The sequence below is a fragment of the Halorubrum laminariae genome (assembly GCF_024494655.1).
In the GTDB taxonomy this organism is placed as follows: Archaea; Halobacteriota; Halobacteria; order Halobacteriales; family Haloferacaceae; genus Halorubrum; species Halorubrum laminariae.
Genome location: NZ_JANHDL010000005.1, coordinates 218554 through 240977 on the forward strand (window position 1 = coordinate 218554; position 22424 = coordinate 240977).

Here is a 22424-nt window from a genome sequence, read left to right on the forward strand (position 1 = left end):
GCCGTCGCTCACCGCCAGTGCCAGAAGTGGTTCCCGTCGTCGTCGACGGGATCGGTCCGCTCGCGGAGATCGGTCACGTCCTCGGCGGTCGGCTCGCGGTCGTCCGGCAGCCGGTCCATGCAGTCGAAACACAGGAAGAACTCGGAGCCGTCGGTCAGTTCGACGGTGTACCCCTGCGTCGATTCAAACGCGAAGTTCCACAGGTCGCCGATACCGCCGGCGATCCGAACGGACCGCTCACAGACGTCACACGACTCCGAGGCCATGCCCCGGCTAGCGGCTCCGAGCGGTAATGCGTATCGGCTTCTCTGGTCATCGATTGATCCTCGCTCCGACCTCCGTACGGTTCCCATGAAACTGCGTGGCGCGAGCTCTGCGAACGATCACGAAACATCCGAGATGCGTGAATATTCGATTGAACGCGTGGTGAGTGTGATATCCTCATCGTACGCGTTCCAGATCTCTTTGTTAATTGTACCGTCTGTGTAGGTGAGATCGTGCCACCAGATGTGCTTTTTGATAGTATCTTCTTCGAGGTCTCCAATGCCGGTTAGTACATCAAACAAGACCTCGGCAAAGTGGAGGTCGTCGAGGTCAGGGAGCTGAGGGTCTGGGTGTGACGGTGTCGGAAACTGTTCGGGGAAGACAACCACATCCGGGATAACGCTCCCGTCTTCCGTGACAGCGCCTGCAGGAGGGTCTCGAATTACCATGTAGCTCGGATCCTCCGATTGATTGAATCCCCATCGAACTGCTCGGTTAATTACCTCATTCAGCCTTGATGGGGGTGATTTCGTGTTTCTGGCATTCCGTTCCGACCAGAATAGGAGCGTTTCGGTATTGTTTGGAACAAGAAGATGTCCGATTGATTGCCCTTCTCCCCCTTTTACGTCCAGTGCAAAAGTTTCGCCAGTGTCGGCAAGTCGACCTTTGAAGTCAATTCGTTCGCTCCCTCGCTGGTCGACGAACGAGAGTTTGCCTTGTTTCTCAGCAGGTGTGAGGAACACGTCTCGAACAATATCTTCGTTGTCCGCACCGTGGCCCTGTCGGTACTTTCCACCTAGCGAAAAGATTGCATCGCGTAGCTCCCGGTTGTAGTCCTGTGGTGAGATTGACTCGCTGTCGAATACTTCTGGGTGTTCTTGGTGGAGGTTCTCTACCAATTGCTTTACTTCTTCAAGAGTTTCTTCGCGGTCTTCAGTGCCTAAGTCAGTAAATCCGAAAACGTCAGCCCAAGAGTCGTTCATCACATAACAGTGGGGAGATTCAGCCAAAATAAACAATAACTCTGCAAACGGCAATATATAGGTGAAATCCTACCTATTACTGAGCATCACGGCAATGTAGGAAACAGGGTAGAGGAGGTCAGAACTCGGCTAAGGAACGCTGTTGAATCGGAGTCAACCGCTCTCGTATGACGCTTTCGAACTCCTCATTCAGCTCGTACCCGATACACTTCCGTCCGAGTTCAAGAGCTGAGTAGGCAGTCGTACCACTTCCGAAGAACGGGTCAAGGACCACATCTCCCTCGTTCGTGGAAACCTGTACGAGTCGGTTGATGAGCGAGATGGGATACGGTGCTTTGTGGAGAACGTTCGTCCCTATAGACCCACGCTTAACGGGGTGTCGCCATAGGTTGCCGAGTCGGTGGTTGTTCTCCACAGCGGGGTCTTCCGAGCTATTTTCTCCCCGTTCTTCTCTGAACTTGTGTTTCTTGTTCTTCGAGAGGTAGACAATGTACTCCTTCTTATTCACAACATTGCGTTCAGTCATCCCTGCAATAGCCGTCGGCTTGTACCACGTGATCAGATCTTGGAGTATAAATCCAACCTCTTGGGCCCGCTCTGCAATATGATACGGTAGCAGTTGGAGGTCGCCTTTGTCCATTACTGTGTCAACGACAATCCACATCGACCCATTGTCAGCGAGTTTATCATAGCACTCGCTCCAGACCTTCTGCATCCGGTCGTGGTATCGGTCATATGACTCGTCACTTGTGCCGATCTGCTCATCGTGCCCGTAGTCTTTTAGATTCCAGTACGGCGGAGAACAAATTACTGATTGAACCGAATTATCTTCAACTGCATCCATCTCTTCACTGGATCCCCAGTGAACCTCCAACCCGGTGTAAGATTTGAGATTCGGCATCAGTTCACGACCTCTTCACGGAACGTCTCAATGCCGAATGATTCTACGATCCGGTTTTCATTCTCAATGGTTCCTTCGAACCTGTCACCACTTCCGAGCACAGAGACGGTTTCTCCCTCGTCTGAACCGACGAGTATACACCGGCGAATGGCTTCCTCCATCTGAATCGGCCCTGTCTCGTCGACTTCTTGGTTATCTGTCTGAGTTCGGATTTCTTCGAGCCAAACGTTCCCCGGATCTTTTCCGTTCTCGTTGTATCGGCTGACTTCCCGGTCGTGGTAGGCACTGTTACCCTTCTCGCGTTTGCCGCCCCATTCGTGCCCCTGATACACGTGTTCGATGCGGATACGGTCTTTCTCGAATCGATATTTCCGCTTATCCTTGATAAAGAAGAGAATTTCATCGTACGAACTTTCCATATCGGCTCCTCGATCGTCCCATCGGTGGACCGAGATCGTGTTCTTCAACACGAGATTCGTCTCCTCTCGAGCATAATCTGCGGTAGCCATTGCGATGGGCCACATTCGACCGTCACGGTACTCGTTCGGTGCAATAACCCACAACGTCTCCGCAGGAGACATTTCATCATAGAGTGACTGCCAGAGACCTTCGGTCTCATTCAAAACCTCATCTAACGACGAGCAGTGAGAGACCGTAGCAGTGAGGTCTATGAGATACATTTTCTCACACGTAACATCTCTTGTTGAGGGGCTTGAGTGCTTCATCTTTTTCATTCGTTGTAGGTGGGTATTTACCTATGCATAGGTATCTAAGTATGTATAGCTTATCACCGATTTAATCGAATGCCCGATAATGGGTCTGACGTTGACTGACGCTAAGCGAAATATCCTTTCTCTCCTCTACGAAGACCCCTCTCACGGGTATGCACTGGCCAAGGAACTCGGAGTACAGGGGAGCACTATGTACGAGCATCTAGAGCAACTGGAAGAAGCCGGGTACGTGGAAAGCCACGAAGATGGTCGGCGGCACGTGTATGAACTCACACGAAAAGGAGAGCTAACCGTCGAAGCAGAGCAAGTATAAGACGAGGTGGACGTCTATCCGCGGTTTCGCGGTAGTGGTCAATGGAGCCGAAGTCACCCACTGGGGGTGAATTGCTGGTCCGCCGCCGTTTCCCGGCTTGGTTGCGACTCAAAGCAGTTCGAATGAAGTTTTGCGAGGGAAGAGCGCTCCGAGAGCGTCTTCCGCATTCGCGCGCTGTGACGCGCTCATGCGAGGGGAGGGATTTGAACCACGGTCGCGCCAGAGGCGCTCCCTGATTCAAACCCCTCCTGTATTCGCTTGCGGCGCGGACCGCGCCGCTTCGCTCATGCGAGGGGAGGGATTTGAACCCACGGACCACCGCGAGACGCTCCGGCTCGCTCCGCTCGCCGGCTGCGCCTCGCGTACTCTCGTTCGCTCGCTCTGCTCGCTCACGAGAACTCTACAGGAGCGGATCTTGAGTCCGCCGCCGTTTCCGGATCTAGGTGCGACTCAGCGCGGTTTGAGTGAAGTTTTGCGAGGGAAGAGCGCTCCGAGAGCGTCTTCCGCATTCACGCGCTTTGGCGCGCTCATACGAGGGGAGGGATTTGAACCACGGTCGCGCCAGAGGCGCTCCCTGATTCAAACCCCTCCTGCATTCGCTCGCGGCGCGGTCTGCGCCGCTTCGCTCATGCGAGGGGAGGGATTTGAACCCACGGACCTCTACAGGAGCGGATCTTGAGTCCGCCGCCGTTTCCGAGCTTGGCTACCCTCGCACGCAACTCGGGCTGATGCCCTCCGCGACGTTTAAGCCTCCGATTTATCTCAACCGCGCGAGCGTGGTCCGACCCAACCGTTTCGTGCGACAGCGTCGCTCCGAACATGTTCGACGGGCCGCTTAGGGGCCGAGCGGCCGAACCTGCCGGTATGACTCCGACCGGTCAGTCCCCGGAGACCGCCGAGCGCGACGACGCCGCGAGCGACGCCGAGGCCGCGCCCGAGGCCGTAAGCGAGACGACCGTGACGGTGCGGTGTACCGGTCACGTCCGCACGGAACTGGGGCGCAGCGAGTTCGAGTACACGTTCGCCGGTGACACGCTCCGAGCGTTCCTCGACGACCTGTTCGACGACTACCCCGAACTCCAAGACATGCTCATCGCCGAGACCGAGGCGGACGCGACGCACAGCGGGTGGGCACCCACACCCGAGGAGCTACCGGGTACGTGGACGAAGAACCCGCTCGGCGAGCAGACGATCGCGTTCGCTCGAATCCTAGTGAACGGTCAGTTCAACGAGAACGAGAACGGGTTCGACACGACCCTCGAAGACGGCGACCGCGTGGCGCTCGTCTATCCGTTCATGTTCTGCTGTTAGGTCCGCGGCTGCACGAGGTGGTCCACGTCACACCGTCTCCACGCCGACCAGCGTCGCCCGGAATCCGTCCGTCCCCGACTCGCAGAGATCGAGTTCCCAGCCGTGTGCGGCCGCAACGCGCTTGACGATCGCCAGGCCGATTCCGGTCCCGCCGTCGTCCGAGACGCCGAACTCCGTCAGCTCGTCAAGATCGTCGTGCGTGCCGTCGGCCGCGTCGACCCCCAGCCCATCATCGGCGACGTAGAGCCCACGCTCGTCGACGCCGACGCGGACCGTCGGCGCGTCGCCGGCGTGGTCGAGCGCGTTCCCGATCAGGTTCCCGATCGCCCGTCTGAGCAGGTCTCTGTCGGCCTGCACCGGATCGGTATTCTCGACGATCAACTCGGCGTCCTCGGGCGGTTCGCCGAAGTCGCCTGACTCCCAGCAATCGGCCGCGAGGTCGCCGACATCGACCGGTACGGCGTCGGTGTCGACCTCGTCCGGGTCGCGGGCCATCACGAGCGCGTCGTCGATCAGCGCCTCGATCCGGTCGAGCGCCTCGTCTGCGGGATCGAGTCGGTCGAGATCACCCGTCTCCCGCGCTAAATCGAGGTACCCCTGCACGATCCCGAGCGGGTTCCGGAGGTCGTGCGAGAGGAACCCGGCGAGTCGTTCGAGCCGCTCGTTGAGCCGTTCGAGTTCCCGCTCGCGCTCGACTCGCTCGGTGACGTCGCGGATCACTCCGACGATGCCGACGACCGAATCATCGCGCTCGATCGGGGTGAGTCGCGTCTCGGTCGTTATGGTCGATCCGTCGCCGAGCGTCGTCGTGAGTTGGACCCGCTCGTCGGCCGCGTCGCCGTCGAGCACGCGCTCCACTGCGGTCCGGTATCGCTCGCCCATCTCCGGGCCCCAGTAGCCTTCGTCGACGACGCGCTCCGGGTGTCGCCCGTGGAGGATCGCCTCCGAAAACTCCGTCACCTCGCGAAGCCGATCGTTGACGAACACCCGGTTTCGGTCCGCATCGAGCACGTACGCGCCGTCGCCAAGCGCGTGGACGATGGACTCGGCGGCGTCGATAGCCTCTGCGGAGTCGTCGGTGGAATCGGCGCGGTCGGCGGGGTCCGTGCGGTTGGCGGGATCCGCGATATCCGCGGAGTCGGCCGACTCGCCGGTGTTGACCGGCTCGGCATCTCTCATCGACGCCGGCTCGTCCGCGGGTTCCATACGTGGACTACGAGCCGGATCGTAAAGTGTCCCGCGGGTATCGGCAGGGATTCCGCAGACCGCAACGCGACGCCGGCTCCGCGCGGTCCCCTGAGATACGCACGGTCGAGGGATTGCGACGAGCGAGGGTCAGACAAGACGCCCGCGAAACGATTAGGTCGCTGCGCGCGCGAGGGCCCCCATGGACGAGCACACCCGCGATCCCGGCGTCGCGCCGCCGCTCGGGAACCCGACCGGGTGGCACGCTCCCGAGCGCGACGCGCTCCCGCCGGCGGACGCGGACCGCGACGCCAACTCCGGTGCCGACGACGCCCGAGTCGCGAGCGGCTACTGGGAACACGCCACGCTCCGACGAGCGACGGAGCACGGCGTCCGGCTGTTCAACGCCGGTGAGTTCCACGAGGCGCACGACTGCTTCGAAGACGAGTGGTACAACTACGGGAGCGGCACGGCGGAGTCCGCGTTCCTCCACGGGATGGTACAGGTCGCCGCGGGCGCACACAAGCGCGAGAACTTCGAGAACGACGCCGGGATGCGGTCGCTGTTCGAGACCGCGCTGCAGTACCTCGGCGGGCTTCCGAACGACTTCTACGGCGTCGATGTCGACGAGGTGCGCGCGACGCTGCGAACCGCGCTCGACGATCCCGCGACGATCGACGGGTGGCAGATTCCGCTCGACGGTGCCCGGCCGGAAGCGTATCCGGCGGACTACGAGTACGCGGCGCGGATCGACGACGCGCACTGAGTCTGCCAGAGATGCCGATCGGGTCCAGTCGCGATCCGAACGCCACTTACCCGCGGACGACGTGTGTCGTCCATGGACGTCTACGAACTGGGCGAGGGCGAGCCCGAGGTCGCGGTCGTCGGCGCGATCCACGGCGACGAGCCCTGCGGTGCCCGCGCGATCCGACGACTCCTCGACGCCGACCCCGACGTCGAGCGACCGGTGCGGCTGATCGTCGCCAACGAGCCGGCGCTCGACGCCGGCGTCCGCTACCGCGACGCCGACCTCAATCGGGCGTTCCCGGGCGACCCGGACGCCGAGGCCTACGAGGTGCGACTCGCGGCCGAGTTGCTCGACGCGGTCGAGGAATGCACCACGCTCGCGATCCACTCGACGCAGTCGTATCCCGAACCGTTCGCCGTGATCGACTCGATGGACGAAGTTGCCCGTGCGACCGCACCGCACCTCCCAGTCGACGCGGTCGTCCAGACGGACGCGTTCACCGAGGGACGGCTCATCGAGCACCCGCACACGATCGAAGTCGAGGCAGGCCTGCAGGGCTCCGACAACGCGGCCGACAACGCCTACTGGCTGACGCGGGCGTTCCTCGCCGCGACCGGCGCGCTTCCCGCACCGGGGGCAGAGGACGTGGTCGACGCCGGCGGGCGCGAGGACGTTGCGGTGTTCCGCCTGCGCGACCGCATCCCGAAGCCCGCCGCCGACGAGTACGAGGTGCTCGCGCGCAACTTCGAGCGCGTGGAGCCCGGCGACCGGTTCGCGACCGCCGACGGGGAGCCGCTTCGCGCCGCAGAGCCCTTTTACCCCGTGTTGCTGTCGCCGTACGGCTACCGCGACCAGTTCGGCTACGTCGCCGATCGGGTCGGCACGCTGGAGTAGCTACTCGACGAGTTCGAGCGCGTCGTCGCCGTTCGGCAGGGTGTCACTGGGACTCACCACGTGTTCTCGATCGCCGATCCCGACGACATAGTCGCCGGCGAGCACGTACTGCTCGTGTTCGGTCTCGTTCGTGTGTCGCGTTCTCGATCGCGATCGTGTGACATCCACCCCGCGGTAAACGGCGGGACTTCCCACGCCCAGCAAAAGGGCGGTCCGTTGGGAACCTCGGGTGTCCGGTCCGACGAACCGGTGGGAGTGCCACGCCCCCGTTACTCCTATCCCGCTTGGGACTCGGAGGTACCTTGTTGTTTTGCGTCGGTCTGCGCCCCCGAGGGCTTACGTTTTGATGCGGCAGACACCGAGTCAACTGCCAGTTTTCGGGGCGTCGAGACGCGACGGGCGACCGTCGCGGCGACAATAGAGTATACGTGCGTGGGGCACTCAAGTCATCCGATTCGAGTGTTTGAGCAGATGAAGACGCCGCCGTATCTCCGCGCTGAAGCACAGGGTTTTGGCGGCTGCAATTCAGATAAACCGTGGCGGCGACATCGCCAGTGAAGACCCCCGACGTGTCGCCACGCTCGGGTCGTCACGTCGCAGTCGCCACACGCGGACCCCACGCCCGGGTGTTTAAGCGGCCACCGACACAATCTGACCATATGCGTGGAATCAAGATTGGGACCGTTCTCGGCATCCCGGTCAGACTTAACTGGACGTTTCTCATCGTGTTGCCGCTTTTCGCCTACCTCATCGGTTCGCAAGTGGGAATGATAGCCGGCGTGATGAACGACGCGCTCGGCGCGGGCATCGATCCGGCCGCGATCGGCTCCGGGATCACGCCGTGGGTGCTCGGGCTCGCGGCAGCGCTCGGACTGTTCGGGGGCGTCCTCCTCCACGAGTTCGGTCACTCGGTCGTCGCCATGCGGTACGGCTACGAGATCGAGTCGATCACGCTGTGGCTGCTCGGCGGGCTCGCCAACTTCGCGGAGTTCCCCGAGGACTGGAAACACGAGTTCTGGATCGCGGTCGCCGGCCCGATAGTGAGCGTCGCGGTCGGCGTCGTCTGCTACGCCGTGTTCGCGTTCGCGCCGGTGGGAGCTGACGCCGTGCTCTTCGTGTTCGGCTACCTCGCGCTGTTGAACGTCGTCCTCGCGGGGTTCAACATGCTCCCGGCGTTCCCGATGGACGGCGGTCGAGTGCTCCGGGCGCTTTTGGCGCGGAGCCAGCCGCACGCGCAGGCGACCCAGCGGGCGGCCGCCATCGGCAAGACGTTCGCCTTCTTCATGGGCCTCATCGGGCTGTTCACCTTCCAGCTGCTGCTCATCGTGCTGGCCTTCTTCATCTACATGGCGGCCTCGGGCGAGGCCCAGCAGACGACGCTGAAGGCCGCCTTCGAGGACGTCACCGTCGCCGACGTGATGACCCGCCGCGAGGACCTCCACACGGTGACGCCGGACACTTCCGTCGCCGACCTGATGGGCCGGATGTTCGAGGAGCGACACACCGGGTATCCCGTCCTCCACGGCGACGACCTCGTCGGGATGGTGACCTTGGAGGACGCGCGCTCGGTCCGCGAGGTCGAGCGTGACGCCTACCGCGTCGACGACGTGATGGAGACGGACGTGGTCGCGATCGGTCCGGGGGCCGACGCGGTGACCGCGCTCCAAACGATGCAACAGAACGGCGTCGGTCGGCTCCCCGTGGTCGACACGCAGGGCGCGCTCGTCGGGATCATCTCCCGTACCGACCTGATGACCGCGTTCAACATCATTCAGACGGGCGGCACTCCGAGCGTCATCAGCGGCCGAAGACAGCTTGGCGACGACGGCGGCCCCGGTGTGTTCTGACCGCGACTCGGCCACGAGGCTCGGCGTGTTCTCGCGAACGCCGCCGCGAGGCTCGCCGTGACGGCGGACTCGCCGACCGCTGACGCAACCCTTACGCGTCGTGACCGCCAAACACGGGCATATGACCGACGAACGCGACGACGGCCGCCACGAGTTCTCCGCGGGGCAGGGCGTCGACGCCGACTACGAGGAGTTCACCCTCGATCCAGAGGAGCTCGACGCTGACCCCACGACGGTCGACCCCGTCGACTCCCGGGTTCTCACGGACATCCTCGACCGACGAAACGTCGGGAGCGACGACGTCGACGTCGAACAGCTCGTCGATGTCGGGCTCTCGTACATGAGCATCAACCGCTTCGAAGAGGCGACTGAAACGTTCCAGCGCGCCGCGCAGTTCGCCGAGGAAGACTCCCTCGACGCGCAGGAGGCGTGGGTGAACAAGGGCGCGGCGCACGCCGAGTTAGAGGAGTTCGACCAAGCTATCGGCGCGTACAAAGAGGCGCTGCGGATCGACGACGACTCCGAGCATGCCGCGACGGCCGAGACCAACCTCGCGTACGCGCTCTGGGAGTCCGGTCGCGGCGAGCAGGCGCTCGAACACGCCGAGCGCGCGGTCGAGACCGACCCGCGATTCGCGGAAGCGTGGTACAACCGCGGGTTCCTGCTCGTCGAGCGCGGGCTCGCGGAGGACGCCGTCTCCTGTTTCGACAACGCGATCCGACTCGGCTACCGCAACGCAGACGTGTTAGAGGAGAAGGCCCGCGCGCTGGAGGAGGCCGGCGACCACGAGCAGGCCGAGGAGGTCGCAGACCGCGCCGACGAGCTGCGCCGCGAGACGGAAGAGGAACTGATCGACGAACAGACCGGACAGGCACCGGGTCCGGGCGGCGCAGGCGGTCGCGGTTCGGGCGGTCGAGAGGGCGAACGACCGCAGCGCGAGCTGCAGGGCGAGGGACCAGAGGGGTTCTGAATGCTCCTCCGCGAGCGCGAGACCCCGAAGGGGACGCTCGTCTCCGTCTGCGACCCCGACTGCCTCGGCGAGACGTACGAAGACGGACCGGTGACGCTCACCGTGAGCGAGGAGTTCTACGGCGGCGACGACGCCGTCGAGGCGGACGCGGAGACGGTCGTGGCCGGTCTCCATCGCGCGCAGGTCGCGAACATCGTCGGAACCGAGTCCGTCGCCGTCGCGGTCGAGGCCGGCCTCGTCGACGAAGAGACGGTGTTGGAGTTCGACGAGACCCGACACGCACAACTACTCTGGCTGTGAGTGTCGGCGTATGCAACGACTCACCCGAGCCGAACTCGCGTCGCGACTGACGCCGTTCCCCCCTGGTGATGCTTTCTGGGCGCGAGCGATAGCAGCCGGAGAGGCGGCAATCGGCGTCGGTTCCGAGGCGCTCGCCGAGTGGGAAGACGACACCGGGAAGCGAGCCGACTCCGACGAGAGCAACATCACGGACGAGGCGTCCGACCGACCTCGTGGGCGCTCGCACGCGACCATCGAGCGCGTCGAGGGACGCGGCACCGCCGGTGTGTCCGGACCGCTTGCCACCGGGGACATGATCGACGTCGGCGAGCGCTCGTTCGTCGTCGTCGCCGTCGACCGGACCGCCGCGGGCGGCGTGACGTACCGGATCGACCTGGTCCCCGAACGCGACGCGGAGTGAACGCAGGCGTTCTTTCTGTGCGACGCGTCAGTTTCCGGTCCACCGCAGGGCCGCGAGCGTCCCCTCGAAGAGGACGATCATCGTGAGCGTCACGATGATCGGGGCCATCCCGGTCGGGTCGGGGCTGAACAGGAAGGCGATCCCGAGGAACGACCCCCAGAAGATCAGGCGCTTCGCCTCCAGCCACTCGCGGGTGACGACGTTCATCATGATCGCGAGCATGATGAAAAGTGGGATCTGGAAGACGATCGCCATGAACGCGAGCATGATGACGATCAGGTTGAACGTCTCCGCGAGCCCGAACGCGATGGTCGCGGCGTCGGAGGTGTAGGTGGTGAAATACGAGAAGATCGCGGGCAACACGAGAAAGTGCGCGAACGCGATGCCGATGCCGCCGAGCACGAGGCTCGTCGGCACCGCGGCGAGGTAGTACCGGCGCTCGTTCGGGTACAGCCCCGGCTTCATGAACCGGTAGGTCTGGTAGACGAACGCCGGGAGTCCGACGACGACGCCGGCGAGTCCGGCGACCTTCAGTCGGGTGAGCGGCAGTTCGAGCGGCCCGTACAGCCGCGGACGGTTCTCCACCGGCGCAGGAATGTGGTAGCTCCAGAAGTAGTTGATGAGCTCCGTCGACTGCGCCACCACGGCGAGCGTCGCGATCCCGCCGAAGACGAAGACGACGGCGAGCCGTCGCATCATCTCCTCGATGTGGTCCGCGAGCGGCATCTCCTCGTCCGACTCCGGCCCCTCGATACCGGTGAACGCCTCCTCGTCAAACGGTTCGTCGTCTGTGTCGCTGTCGGTTGCGTCGTCCGTGCTATCGTCGCCGTTTCCGTCCCCACTCGCGTCGCTCGCGGATTTCTCGTCGTCTCTTTCCCACCTCGCAGACCCGTCGTGTCTCTCGAGCGGAGTCGACTCGCCGGTCTCCGACTCCTCGTCTCTCGACTCCTCGGGCTCGTCGCTGTCGCCAGACTCGTCGCCCTCGCCAGCCCCGTCGCTGTCGGCCGTCCCGTCGTCGCCGACCGCGTCGTCAGCCGGATCCGAGGAGGTCTCGCGCGACCGGTCCGAGTCGTCCATTCACTCTCCCTTCGAAACCGGGCGACTATAGGCCTTTTCGGATAGCCGCGAGCGAGCGGGGCGCGCGGAGCCCGCACGCGGTCGAAAAGGTTGATAACGGGGACGGACTTCGACTCCCGTATGGCGAGTGCCCTCGACGAGGATACCCAGCAGTCGCTCGCGGAGGGTCGCGAGTCGGCGAAGGTGTTCCTTCGGTCGATCCAGAAGGACCTTCAGAAGGTGTTCGTCGTCTTCCTCTTCGGTTTCCTCGCGACGTTCTGGGCGCTCCGCACGTTCGTCTGGAACTTTTTATACACCGTGACGAGATCGAACATGTCTCCCGCGGTGGCCGCCGAGACCGACGTCATCGCGACGACCCCGTTCGAGGTGATCCTCTTACAGGCGAAGATCGGCCTGATCGTCGGTGCGATCGTCGCTCTTCCGGCGCTCGTCTACGTCTCCCGCACCGAACTCCGCGCCCGCGGCGCGTGGCCGCAGTCGCCGATACCGCGCTGGAAGCTCGCCGGGATCGTCCTCCTCGGAGCCGGCCTCTTCGGCGTCGGCGTCGCCTACGGCGTCTACGCCTTCTTCCCGATCATGTTCTCGTTCCTCGCGGGGTTCGGCTTAGAGGCCGGCATCCAGCCGACGTACTCCATCGTGATGTGGACGGAGTTCATCGTCTTCCTCTCGCTGTCGTTCGGCCTCGCCGGGCAGATGCCGCTTTTGATCACCGGGCTGTCGTACTCGGGCATCGTCCAGTACGAGACGTTCCGCGACAAGTGGCGCTACGCGGTGGTCGCCATCTTCGTGTTCGGTGCCGTCTTCTCGCCGCCGGACCCGTTCACGCAGCTGATGTGGGCGTTCCCGCTCGTGGCGCTGTACGGCTTCAGCCTCTACCTCGCCAAGCTCGTCGTCACGGCCCAGCGGAGTTCGGACCGGATCGACGTGCTCGGCGCGGCCCGGAACCACTGGAACGTCGTCGGCGGGGCGGCCGTCCTCGGCGGCGGCCTCGTGTACGCCTTCTACGAGTACGGCGGACGAACGGCCATCAACGGTCTCCTCCGACTGGCCGGCAGCGACTGGCGGTTCCTCGAACCCGGGGCTGGACTCGGGATGGATCCCACCGTGGGAATCGGGATATACGCCGGTGCGTGGGCGCTCGCATTCGTCGCCGTCGCGACGCTGTGGGCCGTCTACGCCGACCTCGACACGACGAGTCCCGGATACCAGTACGGCGACCCGACCGCGCTCGACGTGAGCGAACTCGACGCCGCCGGGGTCCGCGCCGCCCCGGACGACGTCTTCGCGCAGATGGACGAATCTGAGTCGCTCGGGCTCGCGCAGGCCGCGATGGACGACGACGATCCCGAGAAGGCGCAGGCGATCCTCGACCGGCACGACGCGGTCACCGGCGAAGACGGCGACGGTGCGGGCGACGCGGGAGACGGCGGAACCGGAGCCGACGGCGACGCAGGAGGCAGCGGCGGGAGTGGAGGCAGCGGCAGTGGCGGAGCCGGCGGCGGCGGATTCATGAACGCGATGCAAGACCGCACCTCCCGCGCGAGCACGTCCTTCCTCTCGGAGCTCACGGACGGCAACGAAGACGAGGCCGAAGACGATATCGGCGGCTACTACACGGATCTAAAGTTCATCTTCGACTCCCTGCGCTCGCGTTCGTTCCGGCTCGTCGCCGTCTTCGGCGCGGTGATGGCGGCGGCGTTCACCTGGCTGTACCTCGGCGGCCTCGCGACGGTCCGCAACGACCTCGAACGCCGCGTCCCCGCGGAGATCGACGGGGGGATCAACATCATCACGCTCCACCCCGTCGAGGCGCTGATCTTCATGGTGAAGTTCTCCATCTTGCTCGGGATCCTCGCCGTGTTCCCGGTGGTCCTCTACTACGCGTGGCCCGCGCTCCGCGAGCGGGGCTTCGTCGCCGGCCGGATCTATCAGGTGTACCTCTGGGCCGGCGCGCTCGGTGCCGGACTCGTGGGGGGATTCGCGCTCGGCTACGCGTACATCGCACCCGGGCTCATCGGCTGGCTCGTCACGGACGCGCAGCTGGCGAACATGATCATCACCTATCAGGTGAGCGACTTCCTCTGGCTCGTCATCTACACGACGATCGGGATCGGGTTCCTCGCCGACATCCCGATCGCGATGATCCTGTTGAACAACGCCGGCGTCCCCTATCACGCCTTCCGCCGGCGCTGGCGCGAGGTCCTCATCGGGATCATGCTCGTCGCGGCGGTGTTCACCCCGGCCGACGTGATCACCATGCTGCTCGCGACGGTGCCACTGATGATCGCGTACGGCGTCGGCGTCGGCGTCCTCTTCGTCGTCACGCTCGGCGGACGGCGTAATCTCTCGTCGCCGGCGGAGTTCGTCGGTCGCTGACGGGCTGTCCGCCCCTGACGTCCTCCGCGACCGACGAGTATTCCCGCGCGCGCCCGCAAGAGCCGGTGAAATGAGCAAGGACTACATCGAGGTCCGCGGCGCGGAGGAACACAACCTCGCGGACCTCGACGTCCGGATCCCGCGAGAGGAGTTCACCGTCGTCACTGGCCTCTCCGGGTCGGGGAAGTCGTCGCTCGCGTTCGACACCGTCTACGCCGAGGGGCAGCGACGGTACATCGAGTCGCTGTCGGCGTACGCCCGCAACTTCCTCGGGCAGATGGACAAACCGCAGGTGGAGTCGGTAGAGGGGCTCTCACCGGCGATCTCCATCGATCAGAAGAACGCCGCGAACAACCCCCGATCGACCGTGGGGACCGTCACCGAACTCCACGACTACCTCCGCCTTTTGTACGCCCGGATCGGCACGCAGTACGACCCCCTCACGGGCGAGGAGGTCGGCGAGCAGTCTGCCCAAGACATGGTGAATCAGATCCTCGATCTCCCCGAGGGCACCCGCGCGAAGGTCGCCGCGCCGGTCGTCCGCGATCAGAAGGGCGCGTTCGAGGACCTGTTCGAGGATCTCGTGAGCGAGGGGTACGCCCGCGTCGAGGTCGACGGCGAGCCCGTGGATCTCACGCTCGACGACCCCGAACTCGACCAGAACTACGACCACACGATCGACGTGATCGTCGACCGCGTGCGGGTGTCGCCCGACGCCCGCTCGCGGATCACAGACTCCGTGGAGACCGCCCTAGAGGAGGCGGGCGGCGCGCTCAAGCTTATCGTCCCCGACTCGCCGGCGGACGTTCCCTTCGCCTCGAACACGCGCTCGACCGGCTCGCTCGCCGAGGACGCCGACGGCGACGACCGACTTATCGTTGAGTTCTCAGAGGACCTCGGCAACCCCAACTCCGAGTTCCAGTTCTCCGCGATCGAGACGCGGTCGTTCTCGTTTAACAGCCCGTACGGTGCCTGCCCGGAGTGTGAGGGACTCGGATCGACGAAGGAGGTTGACGAGGAACTCGTGATCGACGACCCCTCGAAACCTCTCAAACACGTCTTCGAGCCGTGGAGCTACGACCGGACCTACTACTCCCGCCAGCTCGACAACGTCGCCGATCACTTCGGTGTCTCGCTCGAGACCTCATTTGAGGAGTTGGACGAGTCGATCCGCCGGCAGTTCCTCTACGGCACCGACGATCTCGTCCACTTCGAGTGGACGACGAAGAACGGCACCCGCGAGAAGACCGAGCGGTTCGAAGGCGTCATCCCCAACTTGGAGCGCCGCCACGTCGAGACCGACTCCGAGCGCGCCCGCGACCACATCGAGGAGTACATGGCCGTGACGACGTGTTCGGAGTGCGACGGCACCCGCCTCAAAGAGCAGTCGCGACACGTCCTCGTCGCCGGCACGCCGATCACCGAGGTGAACCGCATGTCGATCGCCGACGCCCGCGAGCACTTCGAGGGAATGGAGGCGGAGCTGGGCGAACGCGACACGACGATCGCCGCGGAGATTCTCAAAGAGATCCGCGCGCGCCTCGGCTTCATGGAGGAGGTCGGCTTGGAGTACCTCACGCTCGACCGGGAGGCGTCGACGCTGTCGGGCGGTGAGAGCCAGCGGATCCGGCTCGCGACGCAGGTCGGCTCCGGGCTCGTGGGCGTGTTGTACGTCTTAGACGAGCCGTCGATCGGGCTCCACCAGCGTGACAACGATCGCCTGCTCGACACGCTCACCGGACTGCGCGATCTAGGGAACACCCTGATCGTCGTCGAGCACGACGAGGAGACGATGCGCCGCGCCGACGAGATCATCGACATGGGGCCCGGCCCGGGCAAGCGCGGCGGCGAGATCGTCGCGCAGGGCGACTTCGAGGAGGTGATCGCGAGCGACGAGTCGATCACGGGCGACTACCTCGCCGGTCGGAAGTCGATCCCGGTACCCGACGAGCGCCGCGACCCCGACGGAGAACTCGTCGTTCGCGGCGCGCGCCAGCACAACCTGAAGGATCTCGACGTGACGGTCCCACTCGCCACGCTCACCGCGGTCACCGGCGTGTCGGGCTCCGGGAAGTCGACGCTCGTTAACGACATCCTCTACAAGGGCCTCGCCCGCGAGATGAACGACAACACGAGCGTCGACCCGGGCGAGCACGACGCGATTGAGGGGGTCGATCAGATCGAAACGGTGCGGCTCATCGATCAGAGCCCGATTGGTCGGACGCCGCGCTCAAATCCCGCGACGTACACCGACGTGTTCGACCACGTCCGCGAGCTGTTCGCGGAGACGAAGCTCGCGAAGCGGCGCGGCTACGAGAAGGGGCGGTTCTCGTTCAACGTGAAGGGCGGCCGCTGCGAGGAGTGCGGCGGCCAGGGGACGGTCAAAATCGAGATGAACTTCCTCTCGGACGTGTACGTCCCCTGCGAGGAGTGCGGCGGTGCCCGATACAACGACGAGACGCTGGATGTCGAGTACAAGGGGAAGACGATTGCCGACGTTCTCGACATGAGCGTCGAGGAGGCGTACGACTTCTTCGAGAGCCATCAGGGGCTGAAGCGCCGCCTCAAACTGCTGAAAGACGTCGGCCTCGATTACATGGAGCTCGGCCAGCCCTCCACCACGCTGTCGGGCGGGGAGGCCCAGCGCGTCAAGCTCGCCGAGGAGCTCGGCAAGCGCGCGACGGGCGACACGCTGTACCTGCTCGACGAACCCACGACGGGCCTGCACAAGGAGGATGAGCGGAAGCTGATCGACGTGCTCCACCGGCTCGTCGACCGCGGCAACACGGTCGTCGTCATCGAACACGAGCTCGACCTCGTGAAGAACGCCGACCGCGTGATCGACCTCGGTCCGGAGGGCGGCGAGGGCGGCGGCGAACTCGTCGCGACCGGGACGCCGGAGGCGGTTGCCCGCAACGATGACTCACACACCGGGCGGTACCTCCGCGACCTGCTTCCGGCCGTGGAGATCGCCGGACCTCGAGACGACCGGCGGAAGCCCGCGGCGGCGACCGATGACGACTGACTCACGGGCTCACCCTCGACGCGCCGACGCCTCGAAAGGATGGTTTCAAGCGGTCGGTCGCCGAACTCGCGTTCATGCACGACGGACTGAAAGGATTTCGCGACTTCTACCCGGGCGAGCAGTCCGCTCGTCGGGCGGTGACGGACGCGATCGAAGACGCCGCGAGCCGCCACGGCTTCCGCGAGATCGCGACGCCGGCGCTCGAACGGACCGAGATGTACGTCGACAAGTCCGGCGAGGAGATCGTCGAGGAGCTGTATGCCTTCGAGGACAAGGGCGGTCGCGGCGTCTCGCTGACCCCGGAGCTCACCCCGACAGTCGCGCGGATGGTCGTCGCGAAGGGACAGGAGCTATCGAAGCCGATCAAGTGGGTTTCCACCCGGCCGTTCTGGCGCTACGAGCAGGTCCAGCAGGGGCGGTTCCGCGAGTTCTACCAGACCAACATCGACGTGTTCGGCTCCTCGGCCCCCGAGGCCGACGCCGAGGTGCTCGCGGTCGCCGCCGACGCCCTGACCGATCTCGGGCTCACCGGCGACGACTTCGAGTTCCGCGTCTCCCACCGCGACATCCTCGGGGGGCTCGTCCGCTCGCTCGCCGACAATCCCGACGCGATCGACACAGCGGCCGCGATCCGCGCGGTCGACAAGCGCGCGAAGGTCGACGACGGCGAGTACATCGGGCTGCTCTCGGACGCCGGACTCGCCCGCGACACCGCCCGCGAGTTCGACGACCTCATCTCTGGCGTCGACGGCTCCCCCGACCTCGACGCGGTCGCCGAGGCGGGCGACGACGCGGTCGAGGACGCAGTCGAGAACCTCCGCAACGTGCTCGCCGCCGCCGACGACTTCGGTGCGGGCGAGTTCTGCGAGGTCTCGCTGACGACCGCTCGCGGGCTCGACTACTACACCGGCGTCGTCTTCGAGTGCTTCGACTCCACCGGAGAGGTGTCCCGGTCCGTCTTCGGCGGCGGCCGCTACGACGATCTGATCGAGAGCTTCGGCGGCCAGCCCACGCCGGCGGTCGGCGTCGCCCCGGGTCACGCCACTCTCAAACTGCTGTGTCAGCGCGCCGGCGTCTGGCCCGACGAGAAACTGTCAACCAACTACTACGTCCTCTCCGTCGGCGACACCCGCTCGGAGGCGGCCGCGCTCGCCCGCGAGCTACGTGGGCTCGGCGACGACGTGGTCGTCGAGGAAGACGTTTCCGACCGCTCGTTCGGCGCGCAGCTCGGCTACGCCGACTCGATCAACGCCGAGACGGTCGTGGTCGTCGGTGAGCGCGACTTAGAGAACGGCGAGTACACCGTGAAGGACATGGAAAGCGGCGACGAGACGACAGTTCCGGTCGAGGAGTTCCCGCCCGAAGAGGGGATCCCGACGTACGAGGACTACGAGTAGCGTCGCGGTCGCCGCGATCTCCCTACTTGTACGCTTCTCGCAGGAACACGAGCGCGCCGCCGAGCATTGCGAGGTTGCCGAAGAACGCGAGACGTTCCCCGCTTTTGTCGTCCGCGTCGGCGTTCCAGAAATCGTGCATCGTCGCCGTCACGCCGACGAGGAAGGTGACCGCCGCGCCGGTCGCGACCCTCGGGAGTCGCCAGATCGCGATCCCGAGCCCGGCGACGACCATCGTCCCCGAAGCGAGCGGCGCGGCCACCTCCGGAACCGGTACGCCCGCGGACTCGGCGTACTCGACCGTGTCGTTCATGTCGCGGAAGTCTTCTGACGCCTGCGCGGCGAGACCGATCCCGAGGAGCACTCGGCCGAGCCGCGACGGGGCACCGCTGCCGTCGTCGGCCACATCCGCCGGATCCACCTCATCGTCGTCGTTTCCAGTCATACATCGAGCATCGGTAGCACGCACCATAAATTAGCCGGGAATCGCGGAAGTCGGTTGCCGGACTCGGCTCCGCGGCCGCAGCGTCAGTCGGCGGTCGCCGCCGCCGCGCCGTGGCCGATCTCCGTTCCTCCGTCTCAGCGATCCGTCGAGGAGGGTGGCGAGGGGTTCTCCACGTCGGGCGGCCGCAGGTCTCGCTGGAACTCGTCGAACTGATCGAGGTCGTCGGGCAGTTCGTACTCGATCTCACGTTCGTCCTGTCGGTCCGGGAGGCGGCCGTCCTCCAGTTCGGCAGCCGTCTCCTCCCACCCCGGCTTCACGCGGACGCTGCGCGCGGGCGAGCCAACGACGACGTGATGGTCGGGAACGTCGCCCTGAACGACGGAGCGCGCGCCGACGACGCTGTTCTCGCCGATCCGACAGCCCGCTCTGACCATCGCGTCGTAGGTGACCCGCGCGTCGTCCTCGACGATCGTGTGAAAGTTCCGGACTGCGGTCTGGTCGACGAGGTCGTGGTCGTGGCTGTAGAGGTGGACGCCGTCCGAGATTGACGCTCGGTCGCCGATCGTGAGCTTCCCGCGGTCGTCGAGATGAACGTCGTCGTGGACCACGACGTTATCGCCGACCTCGATGTTGTGGCCGTAGGTGACGGAGATTCCCTTGAAAAAGCGGCAGTTGTCCCCGCACTCGGCGAACAGGTGGTTCCCAAGCATCTGCCGGAATCGGAGGGCAAACGCGACGTTATCGGCCATCGGAGTGGCGTCGAACTGCCGCCAGAGCCACTGGAGGTACTTCGACTGCTGAAACCGCTCCTCGTCCTTCTCGGCGTAGTACTCCGATTCGAGCGTCGCGTTACACGGATCGTACCCCTGTAGACGGACCCGTTCGGCCTTCGAGACCGACTCGCCGTCCTGCCACGCCTCCCAGCGCTCGCGGTCGCCGTGGAGGTCGATCAGCGTGTCTCGCACGACCTCACAGGTGTCCTCGTCCGAGGAGAGTCGGTCGTCCACCTCGTCGATGAACCCTCGGACCCCGGCCTCCGCACCGTCGGGCAGGGACACGTGTCGCTTTGTCATCGCACGTTCTTCGTCGCCGTCCCTCAAAGGGATTCGGTTGTGCGACGTTCGTGTCAGGTCGCCTTGGAGTCGTCTTGGTCATCGGTGGACACCAATCCCTCGCGATCCGGGATGACGCCCGCCGCGCTCCCGACAATGGTGAGCGCGACGAAGAACAGCAACGTGACTCCGAGCCCGCCAAGGCCGTACTGGAGCGTGACCACGGCGAGCGCGGCCGCGGCGATCACCGCGAGCAGGAAGGCGATCGCGTCGAGCGCGTCGTGGAGGGTCTCATCCATGCGGGAGCGGATTCGCGGACCGCACTTATACTTCCGGACGCAGCGTCGGTCCGGACCTCCTGCCGTTTGCCCGCGTTCACCACCGTTACCGCAACGCGGGACCAACCGCACCCGCTAAGTGCCCGGATCGCCAATCACCAACCATGCAACACCGCGAACTCGGGAACTCCGGCGTCGAAGTCTCGGAGATCGGATTCGGCGCGTGGGTCGTCGGTACCGACTGGTGGGGCGACCGCTCGGATGAACAGGCGATCGGCATGGTCGAGAACGCGCTCGACGCCGGCGTCACCTACGTCGACACCGGCGACGTGTACGGGCACGGCGACAGCGAGGCGATCGTCGGCGAGGCGATCGACGGCCGCCGCGACGAGGTGACGCTCGCGACGAAAATCGGCTACGACTTCTACAACAACCCGCAGGCCGGTCACGGCGAACTCCCCAAGGAACTCGACCGCGACTACCTCGAAACCGCGCTCGAACGCTCGCTCGACCGGCTCGACACCGACCACGTCGACCTGCTCCAGCTTCACAACGCGAACGTCGACGACATCACGCCCGAGGTCCGGGACCTCCTCGCCGAGTGGAAGGCCGACGGCCGCGTCCGCGCGCTCGGCTGGGCGCTCGGCCCCTCCATCGGCTGGCTCGCCGAGGGCGACGCCGCTGTCGAGTACGAGGAGTTCGACGCAGTCCAGACCGTCTTCAATCTCTTCGAACAACAGCCCGGTCGGCACTTCGTCGAGACGATCCGCGAAAGAGACGACGACACCTCGGTCATCGCCCGCGTCCCGCACTCCTCCGGCCTGCTCAACGAGCAGGTCACGCCCGACACCGTCCTCGAAGACGGCGACCACCGCTCGCACCGCCCGAAGGAGTGGTACGAGACGGGCTGGGAGAAACTGGAAGCGATCCGCTTCCTCGAAGACCCCGACCACGCCGAGGGGTCCCGCACGATGGCGCAGGCGGCAATCCGGTGGCTCCTCGCGCACGACGAGGTAGCCTCCGTGACACCCACCTTCCGCGATGCCGACGACATCGCGGCGTGGAGCGCCGCGAGCGACGTACCGCCGCTCTCTGAGGCCGAGTACGACCGCGTCGACGACCTGTACGCGCGCAACTTCGACATCGACGGCGACGACGGGATGGACGTGCTCCGAACCTCCGTCGACGGCGACGACATCGAGGCCGCGGGGCTCGACAAACGCGCCGCCTCGTACTGATCAAACTCGCGTCGAACCCGTCAGTTTCGTATCGAAATCGCCCGACTGCACCGGTGTGTCGTCGACGAATTTTACTTTCACTCTGCCCGTGTGTGGCCACTAGCGAACGACTGCGGTTCGAGCGAACTGCTCGGAAGTGGTGGCTCGGTGAAAACCCATCATCACAAGGGGCTCAGTGGGGGAAAGCTGAGAACTACTAATAGACGGTGGCGGGTGTGTCGAGTGCCGTGGCTCGGCGCATCGAAGTGGTGGCTCGGTTGAAGTTTTTCATCACAAGGGGCTCGAGAGGGGGTAACGGATCGTCATAGCCACCACACGCGGAATAACTCGTTCACGGTTATAAACTGCCCGTGATTCACTCTTGCGTTGTATAGAAGATGTTTCTTCTTTTGAGATTGTAACGTTCATTGGCTTTGTTGAAATCCTATTCTTCAGACATATTTTCGCCTGAAACAGCCGTCAATGAGAGCTGTAAGTGGTTCAGATTCCTCGGTCGCGTTAAGTTTGGCGTGAATTGTGGTAGACGGCGACGGCTTCGAGCCAATTTTGAGCTGTCTCTAGCGCGACATTGCTGAAACTATTTGCGAACGATGATGTTCGTCGTTCTATTTCCCAAAAAATACGTTCAATAGCGTTCCGATTTCCATGGCGAATCACCCGAAATCGATAGCCATCTTCGGCAAGAACTGGGC

General features: G+C 64.5%; 21 protein-coding genes, 1 tRNA gene and 2 pseudogenes. 12 read left to right on the top strand and 12 right to left on the bottom strand.

The features are described from left to right. Positions 1–8 precede the first annotated feature (8 nt). From NO887_RS11155 to NO887_RS11170, 4 genes are all read right to left on the bottom strand, one after another. Positions 9–266 (bottom strand): DUF7561 family protein, encoded by a 258-nt coding sequence (locus NO887_RS11155; RefSeq protein ID WP_256418363.1) that lies wholly within the window; start codon positions 264–266, stop codon positions 9–11. 117 nt (positions 267–383) lie between these two features. Next, a complete protein-coding gene (locus NO887_RS11160; protein ID WP_256418393.1) occupies positions 384–1247 on the bottom strand; it encodes a hypothetical protein in 864 nt (287 codons plus the stop codon). Between the two features lie 118 nt (positions 1248–1365). After that, complete coding sequence (locus tag NO887_RS11165) at positions 1366–2148, bottom strand: DNA-methyltransferase (RefSeq protein ID WP_256418364.1); 783 nt, start codon at positions 2146–2148, stop codon at positions 1366–1368. After that, positions 2148–2873, bottom strand: a complete 726-nt coding sequence (locus tag NO887_RS11170; RefSeq protein WP_256418365.1) for a DNA methyltransferase — start codon at positions 2871–2873, stop codon at positions 2148–2150. The genes NO887_RS11165 and NO887_RS11170 overlap by 1 nt, the downstream gene beginning before the upstream one ends. A gap of 88 nt (positions 2874–2961) precedes the next feature. Here NO887_RS11170 and NO887_RS11175 point away from each other — a divergent pair, with 88 nt between their 5' ends. Beyond that, positions 2962–3192, top strand: a complete 231-nt coding sequence (locus tag NO887_RS11175) for an ArsR/SmtB family transcription factor (protein ID WP_256418366.1) — start codon at positions 2962–2964, stop codon at positions 3190–3192. Positions 3193–3821: 629 nt separating this feature from the next. Here the strand turns inward: NO887_RS11175 and NO887_RS11180 are convergent. Further along, positions 3822–3905, bottom strand: a tRNA-Leu gene (locus NO887_RS11180). Positions 3906–4056: 151 nt separating this feature from the next. On the opposite strand from NO887_RS11180, the gene NO887_RS11185 reads away from it, so the two are divergent. Next, positions 4057–4503 (top strand): MoaD/ThiS family protein, encoded by a 447-nt coding sequence (locus tag NO887_RS11185; protein ID WP_256418367.1) that lies wholly within the window; start codon positions 4057–4059, stop codon positions 4501–4503. Positions 4504–4530: 27 nt separating this feature from the next. Here NO887_RS11185 and NO887_RS11190 read toward each other — a convergent pair whose 3' ends face one another. Continuing rightward, the gene (locus NO887_RS11190) at positions 4531–5709 is read right to left on the bottom strand and encodes a PAS domain-containing sensor histidine kinase (RefSeq protein WP_256418368.1); all 1179 of its coding nucleotides are present in this window, start codon (positions 5707–5709) and stop codon (positions 4531–4533) included. A gap of 181 nt (positions 5710–5890) precedes the next feature. Between NO887_RS11190 and NO887_RS11195 the strand changes: the two genes are divergently transcribed. Together NO887_RS11195 and NO887_RS11200 are read left to right on the top strand one after the other, a co-directional pair. Next, complete coding sequence (locus NO887_RS11195) at positions 5891–6454, top strand: DUF309 domain-containing protein (RefSeq protein WP_256418369.1); 564 nt, start codon at positions 5891–5893, stop codon at positions 6452–6454. A gap of 72 nt (positions 6455–6526) precedes the next feature. Further along, positions 6527–7330, top strand: a complete 804-nt coding sequence (locus tag NO887_RS11200) for a M14 family metallopeptidase (RefSeq protein WP_256418370.1) — start codon at positions 6527–6529, stop codon at positions 7328–7330. On the opposite strand, the pseudogene NO887_RS11205 reads toward NO887_RS11200, so the two are convergent. Beyond that, positions 7331–7468: pseudogene (locus tag NO887_RS11205) on the bottom strand (cupin domain-containing protein); the annotation flags it as partial. Positions 7469–7989: 521 nt separating this feature from the next. Here NO887_RS11205 and NO887_RS11210 point away from each other — a divergent pair. The 4 genes from NO887_RS11210 to NO887_RS11225 all read left to right on the top strand — a co-directional run bounded on the left by NO887_RS11210 (position 7990) and on the right by NO887_RS11225 (position 10847). Further along, a complete protein-coding gene (locus NO887_RS11210) occupies positions 7990–9177 on the top strand; it encodes a CBS domain-containing protein (RefSeq protein ID WP_256418371.1) in 1188 nt (395 codons plus the stop codon). A 121-nt stretch (positions 9178–9298) separates the two neighbouring features. After that, the gene (locus tag NO887_RS11215) at positions 9299–10147 is read left to right on the top strand and encodes a tetratricopeptide repeat protein (RefSeq protein WP_256418372.1); all 849 of its coding nucleotides are present in this window, start codon (positions 9299–9301) and stop codon (positions 10145–10147) included. Next, positions 10148–10447 carry a DUF424 domain-containing protein gene (locus tag NO887_RS11220; protein WP_256418373.1) on the top strand — a complete coding sequence of 100 codons (300 nt, stop codon included), beginning with the start codon at positions 10148–10150 and terminating at the stop codon, positions 10445–10447. Positions 10448–10457: 10 nt separating this feature from the next. Beyond that, positions 10458–10847, top strand: a complete 390-nt coding sequence (locus NO887_RS11225) for a hypothetical protein (protein ID WP_256418374.1) — start codon at positions 10458–10460, stop codon at positions 10845–10847. 27 nt (positions 10848–10874) lie between these two features. Here NO887_RS11225 and tatC read toward each other — a convergent pair whose 3' ends face one another. After that, positions 10875–11924, bottom strand: coding sequence for a twin-arginine translocase subunit TatC (gene tatC / locus NO887_RS11230; RefSeq protein WP_256418375.1), 1050 nt, complete (start codon positions 11922–11924; stop codon positions 10875–10877). A gap of 120 nt (positions 11925–12044) precedes the next feature. Between tatC and NO887_RS11235 the strand changes: the two genes are divergently transcribed. The 3 genes from NO887_RS11235 (at position 12045) to hisS (ending at position 18722) form a co-directional block, all read left to right on the top strand. Further along, on the top strand, positions 12045–14300 hold the full coding sequence (locus NO887_RS11235) for a twin-arginine translocase subunit TatC (RefSeq protein WP_256418376.1): 2256 nt from the start codon (positions 12045–12047) through the stop codon (positions 14298–14300). A gap of 70 nt (positions 14301–14370) precedes the next feature. After that, complete coding sequence (gene uvrA / locus NO887_RS11240; RefSeq protein ID WP_256418377.1) at positions 14371–17325, top strand: excinuclease ABC subunit UvrA; 2955 nt, start codon at positions 14371–14373, stop codon at positions 17323–17325. Between the two features lie 74 nt (positions 17326–17399). Then, the gene (hisS, locus tag NO887_RS11245; RefSeq protein ID WP_256418378.1) at positions 17400–18722 is read left to right on the top strand and encodes a histidine--tRNA ligase; all 1323 of its coding nucleotides are present in this window, start codon (positions 17400–17402) and stop codon (positions 18720–18722) included. Between the two features lie 22 nt (positions 18723–18744). On the opposite strand, the gene NO887_RS11250 is transcribed toward hisS, so the two are convergent. The 3 genes from NO887_RS11250 to NO887_RS11260 all read right to left on the bottom strand — a co-directional run bounded on the left by NO887_RS11250 (position 18745) and on the right by NO887_RS11260 (position 20515). After that, entirely contained in the window at positions 18745–19164 is a 420-nt protein-coding gene (locus NO887_RS11250; RefSeq protein WP_256418379.1) for a DoxX family protein, read from the bottom strand. Positions 19165–19298: 134 nt separating this feature from the next. Then, positions 19299–20237, bottom strand: a complete 939-nt coding sequence (locus NO887_RS11255) for an acyltransferase (RefSeq protein WP_256418380.1) — start codon at positions 20235–20237, stop codon at positions 19299–19301. Between the two features lie 53 nt (positions 20238–20290). Then, positions 20291–20515 (bottom strand): hypothetical protein, encoded by a 225-nt coding sequence (locus NO887_RS11260; RefSeq protein ID WP_256418381.1) that lies wholly within the window; start codon positions 20513–20515, stop codon positions 20291–20293. A gap of 143 nt (positions 20516–20658) precedes the next feature. Between NO887_RS11260 and NO887_RS11265 the strand changes: the two genes are divergently transcribed. Then, the gene (locus tag NO887_RS11265; protein ID WP_256418382.1) at positions 20659–21732 is read left to right on the top strand and encodes an aldo/keto reductase; all 1074 of its coding nucleotides are present in this window, start codon (positions 20659–20661) and stop codon (positions 21730–21732) included. 498 nt (positions 21733–22230) lie between these two features. Here the strand turns inward: NO887_RS11265 and NO887_RS11270 are convergent. Then, positions 22231–22424 (bottom strand): annotated as a pseudogene (locus tag NO887_RS11270) (IS6 family transposase); the annotation flags it as partial.

Excerpts from the sequence above, each read along its gene's own strand:
- NO887_RS11155 (WP_256418363.1), bottom strand. The coding sequence starts at position 266 with ATGGCCTCGGAGTCGTGTGACGTCTGTGAGCGGTCCGTTCGGATCGCC.
- NO887_RS11160 (WP_256418393.1), bottom strand. The coding sequence starts at position 1,247 with ATGAACGACTCTTGGGCTGACGTTTTCGGATTTACTGACTTAGGCACT.
- NO887_RS11165 (WP_256418364.1), bottom strand. The coding sequence starts at position 2,148 with ATGCCGAATCTCAAATCTTACACCGGGTTGGAGGTTCACTGGGGATCC.
- NO887_RS11170 (WP_256418365.1), bottom strand. The coding sequence starts at position 2,873 with ATGAAGCACTCAAGCCCCTCAACAAGAGATGTTACGTGTGAGAAAATG.
- NO887_RS11175 (WP_256418366.1), top strand. The coding sequence starts at position 2,962 with ATGGGTCTGACGTTGACTGACGCTAAGCGAAATATCCTTTCTCTCCTC.
- NO887_RS11185 (WP_256418367.1), top strand. The coding sequence starts at position 4,057 with ATGACTCCGACCGGTCAGTCCCCGGAGACCGCCGAGCGCGACGACGCC.
- NO887_RS11190 (WP_256418368.1), bottom strand. The coding sequence starts at position 5,709 with ATGGAACCCGCGGACGAGCCGGCGTCGATGAGAGATGCCGAGCCGGTC.
- NO887_RS11195 (WP_256418369.1), top strand. The coding sequence starts at position 5,891 with ATGGACGAGCACACCCGCGATCCCGGCGTCGCGCCGCCGCTCGGGAAC.
- NO887_RS11200 (WP_256418370.1), top strand. The coding sequence starts at position 6,527 with ATGGACGTCTACGAACTGGGCGAGGGCGAGCCCGAGGTCGCGGTCGTC.
- NO887_RS11210 (WP_256418371.1), top strand. The coding sequence starts at position 7,990 with ATGCGTGGAATCAAGATTGGGACCGTTCTCGGCATCCCGGTCAGACTT.
- NO887_RS11215 (WP_256418372.1), top strand. The coding sequence starts at position 9,299 with ATGACCGACGAACGCGACGACGGCCGCCACGAGTTCTCCGCGGGGCAG.
- NO887_RS11220 (WP_256418373.1), top strand. The coding sequence starts at position 10,148 with ATGCTCCTCCGCGAGCGCGAGACCCCGAAGGGGACGCTCGTCTCCGTC.
- NO887_RS11225 (WP_256418374.1), top strand. The coding sequence starts at position 10,458 with ATGCAACGACTCACCCGAGCCGAACTCGCGTCGCGACTGACGCCGTTC.
- tatC (WP_256418375.1), bottom strand. The coding sequence starts at position 11,924 with ATGGACGACTCGGACCGGTCGCGCGAGACCTCCTCGGATCCGGCTGAC.
- NO887_RS11235 (WP_256418376.1), top strand. The coding sequence starts at position 12,045 with ATGGCGAGTGCCCTCGACGAGGATACCCAGCAGTCGCTCGCGGAGGGT.
- uvrA (WP_256418377.1), top strand. The coding sequence starts at position 14,371 with ATGAGCAAGGACTACATCGAGGTCCGCGGCGCGGAGGAACACAACCTC.
- hisS (WP_256418378.1), top strand. The coding sequence starts at position 17,400 with ATGCACGACGGACTGAAAGGATTTCGCGACTTCTACCCGGGCGAGCAG.
- NO887_RS11250 (WP_256418379.1), bottom strand. The coding sequence starts at position 19,164 with ATGACTGGAAACGACGACGATGAGGTGGATCCGGCGGATGTGGCCGAC.
- NO887_RS11255 (WP_256418380.1), bottom strand. The coding sequence starts at position 20,237 with ATGACAAAGCGACACGTGTCCCTGCCCGACGGTGCGGAGGCCGGGGTC.
- NO887_RS11260 (WP_256418381.1), bottom strand. The coding sequence starts at position 20,515 with ATGGATGAGACCCTCCACGACGCGCTCGACGCGATCGCCTTCCTGCTC.
- NO887_RS11265 (WP_256418382.1), top strand. The coding sequence starts at position 20,659 with ATGCAACACCGCGAACTCGGGAACTCCGGCGTCGAAGTCTCGGAGATC.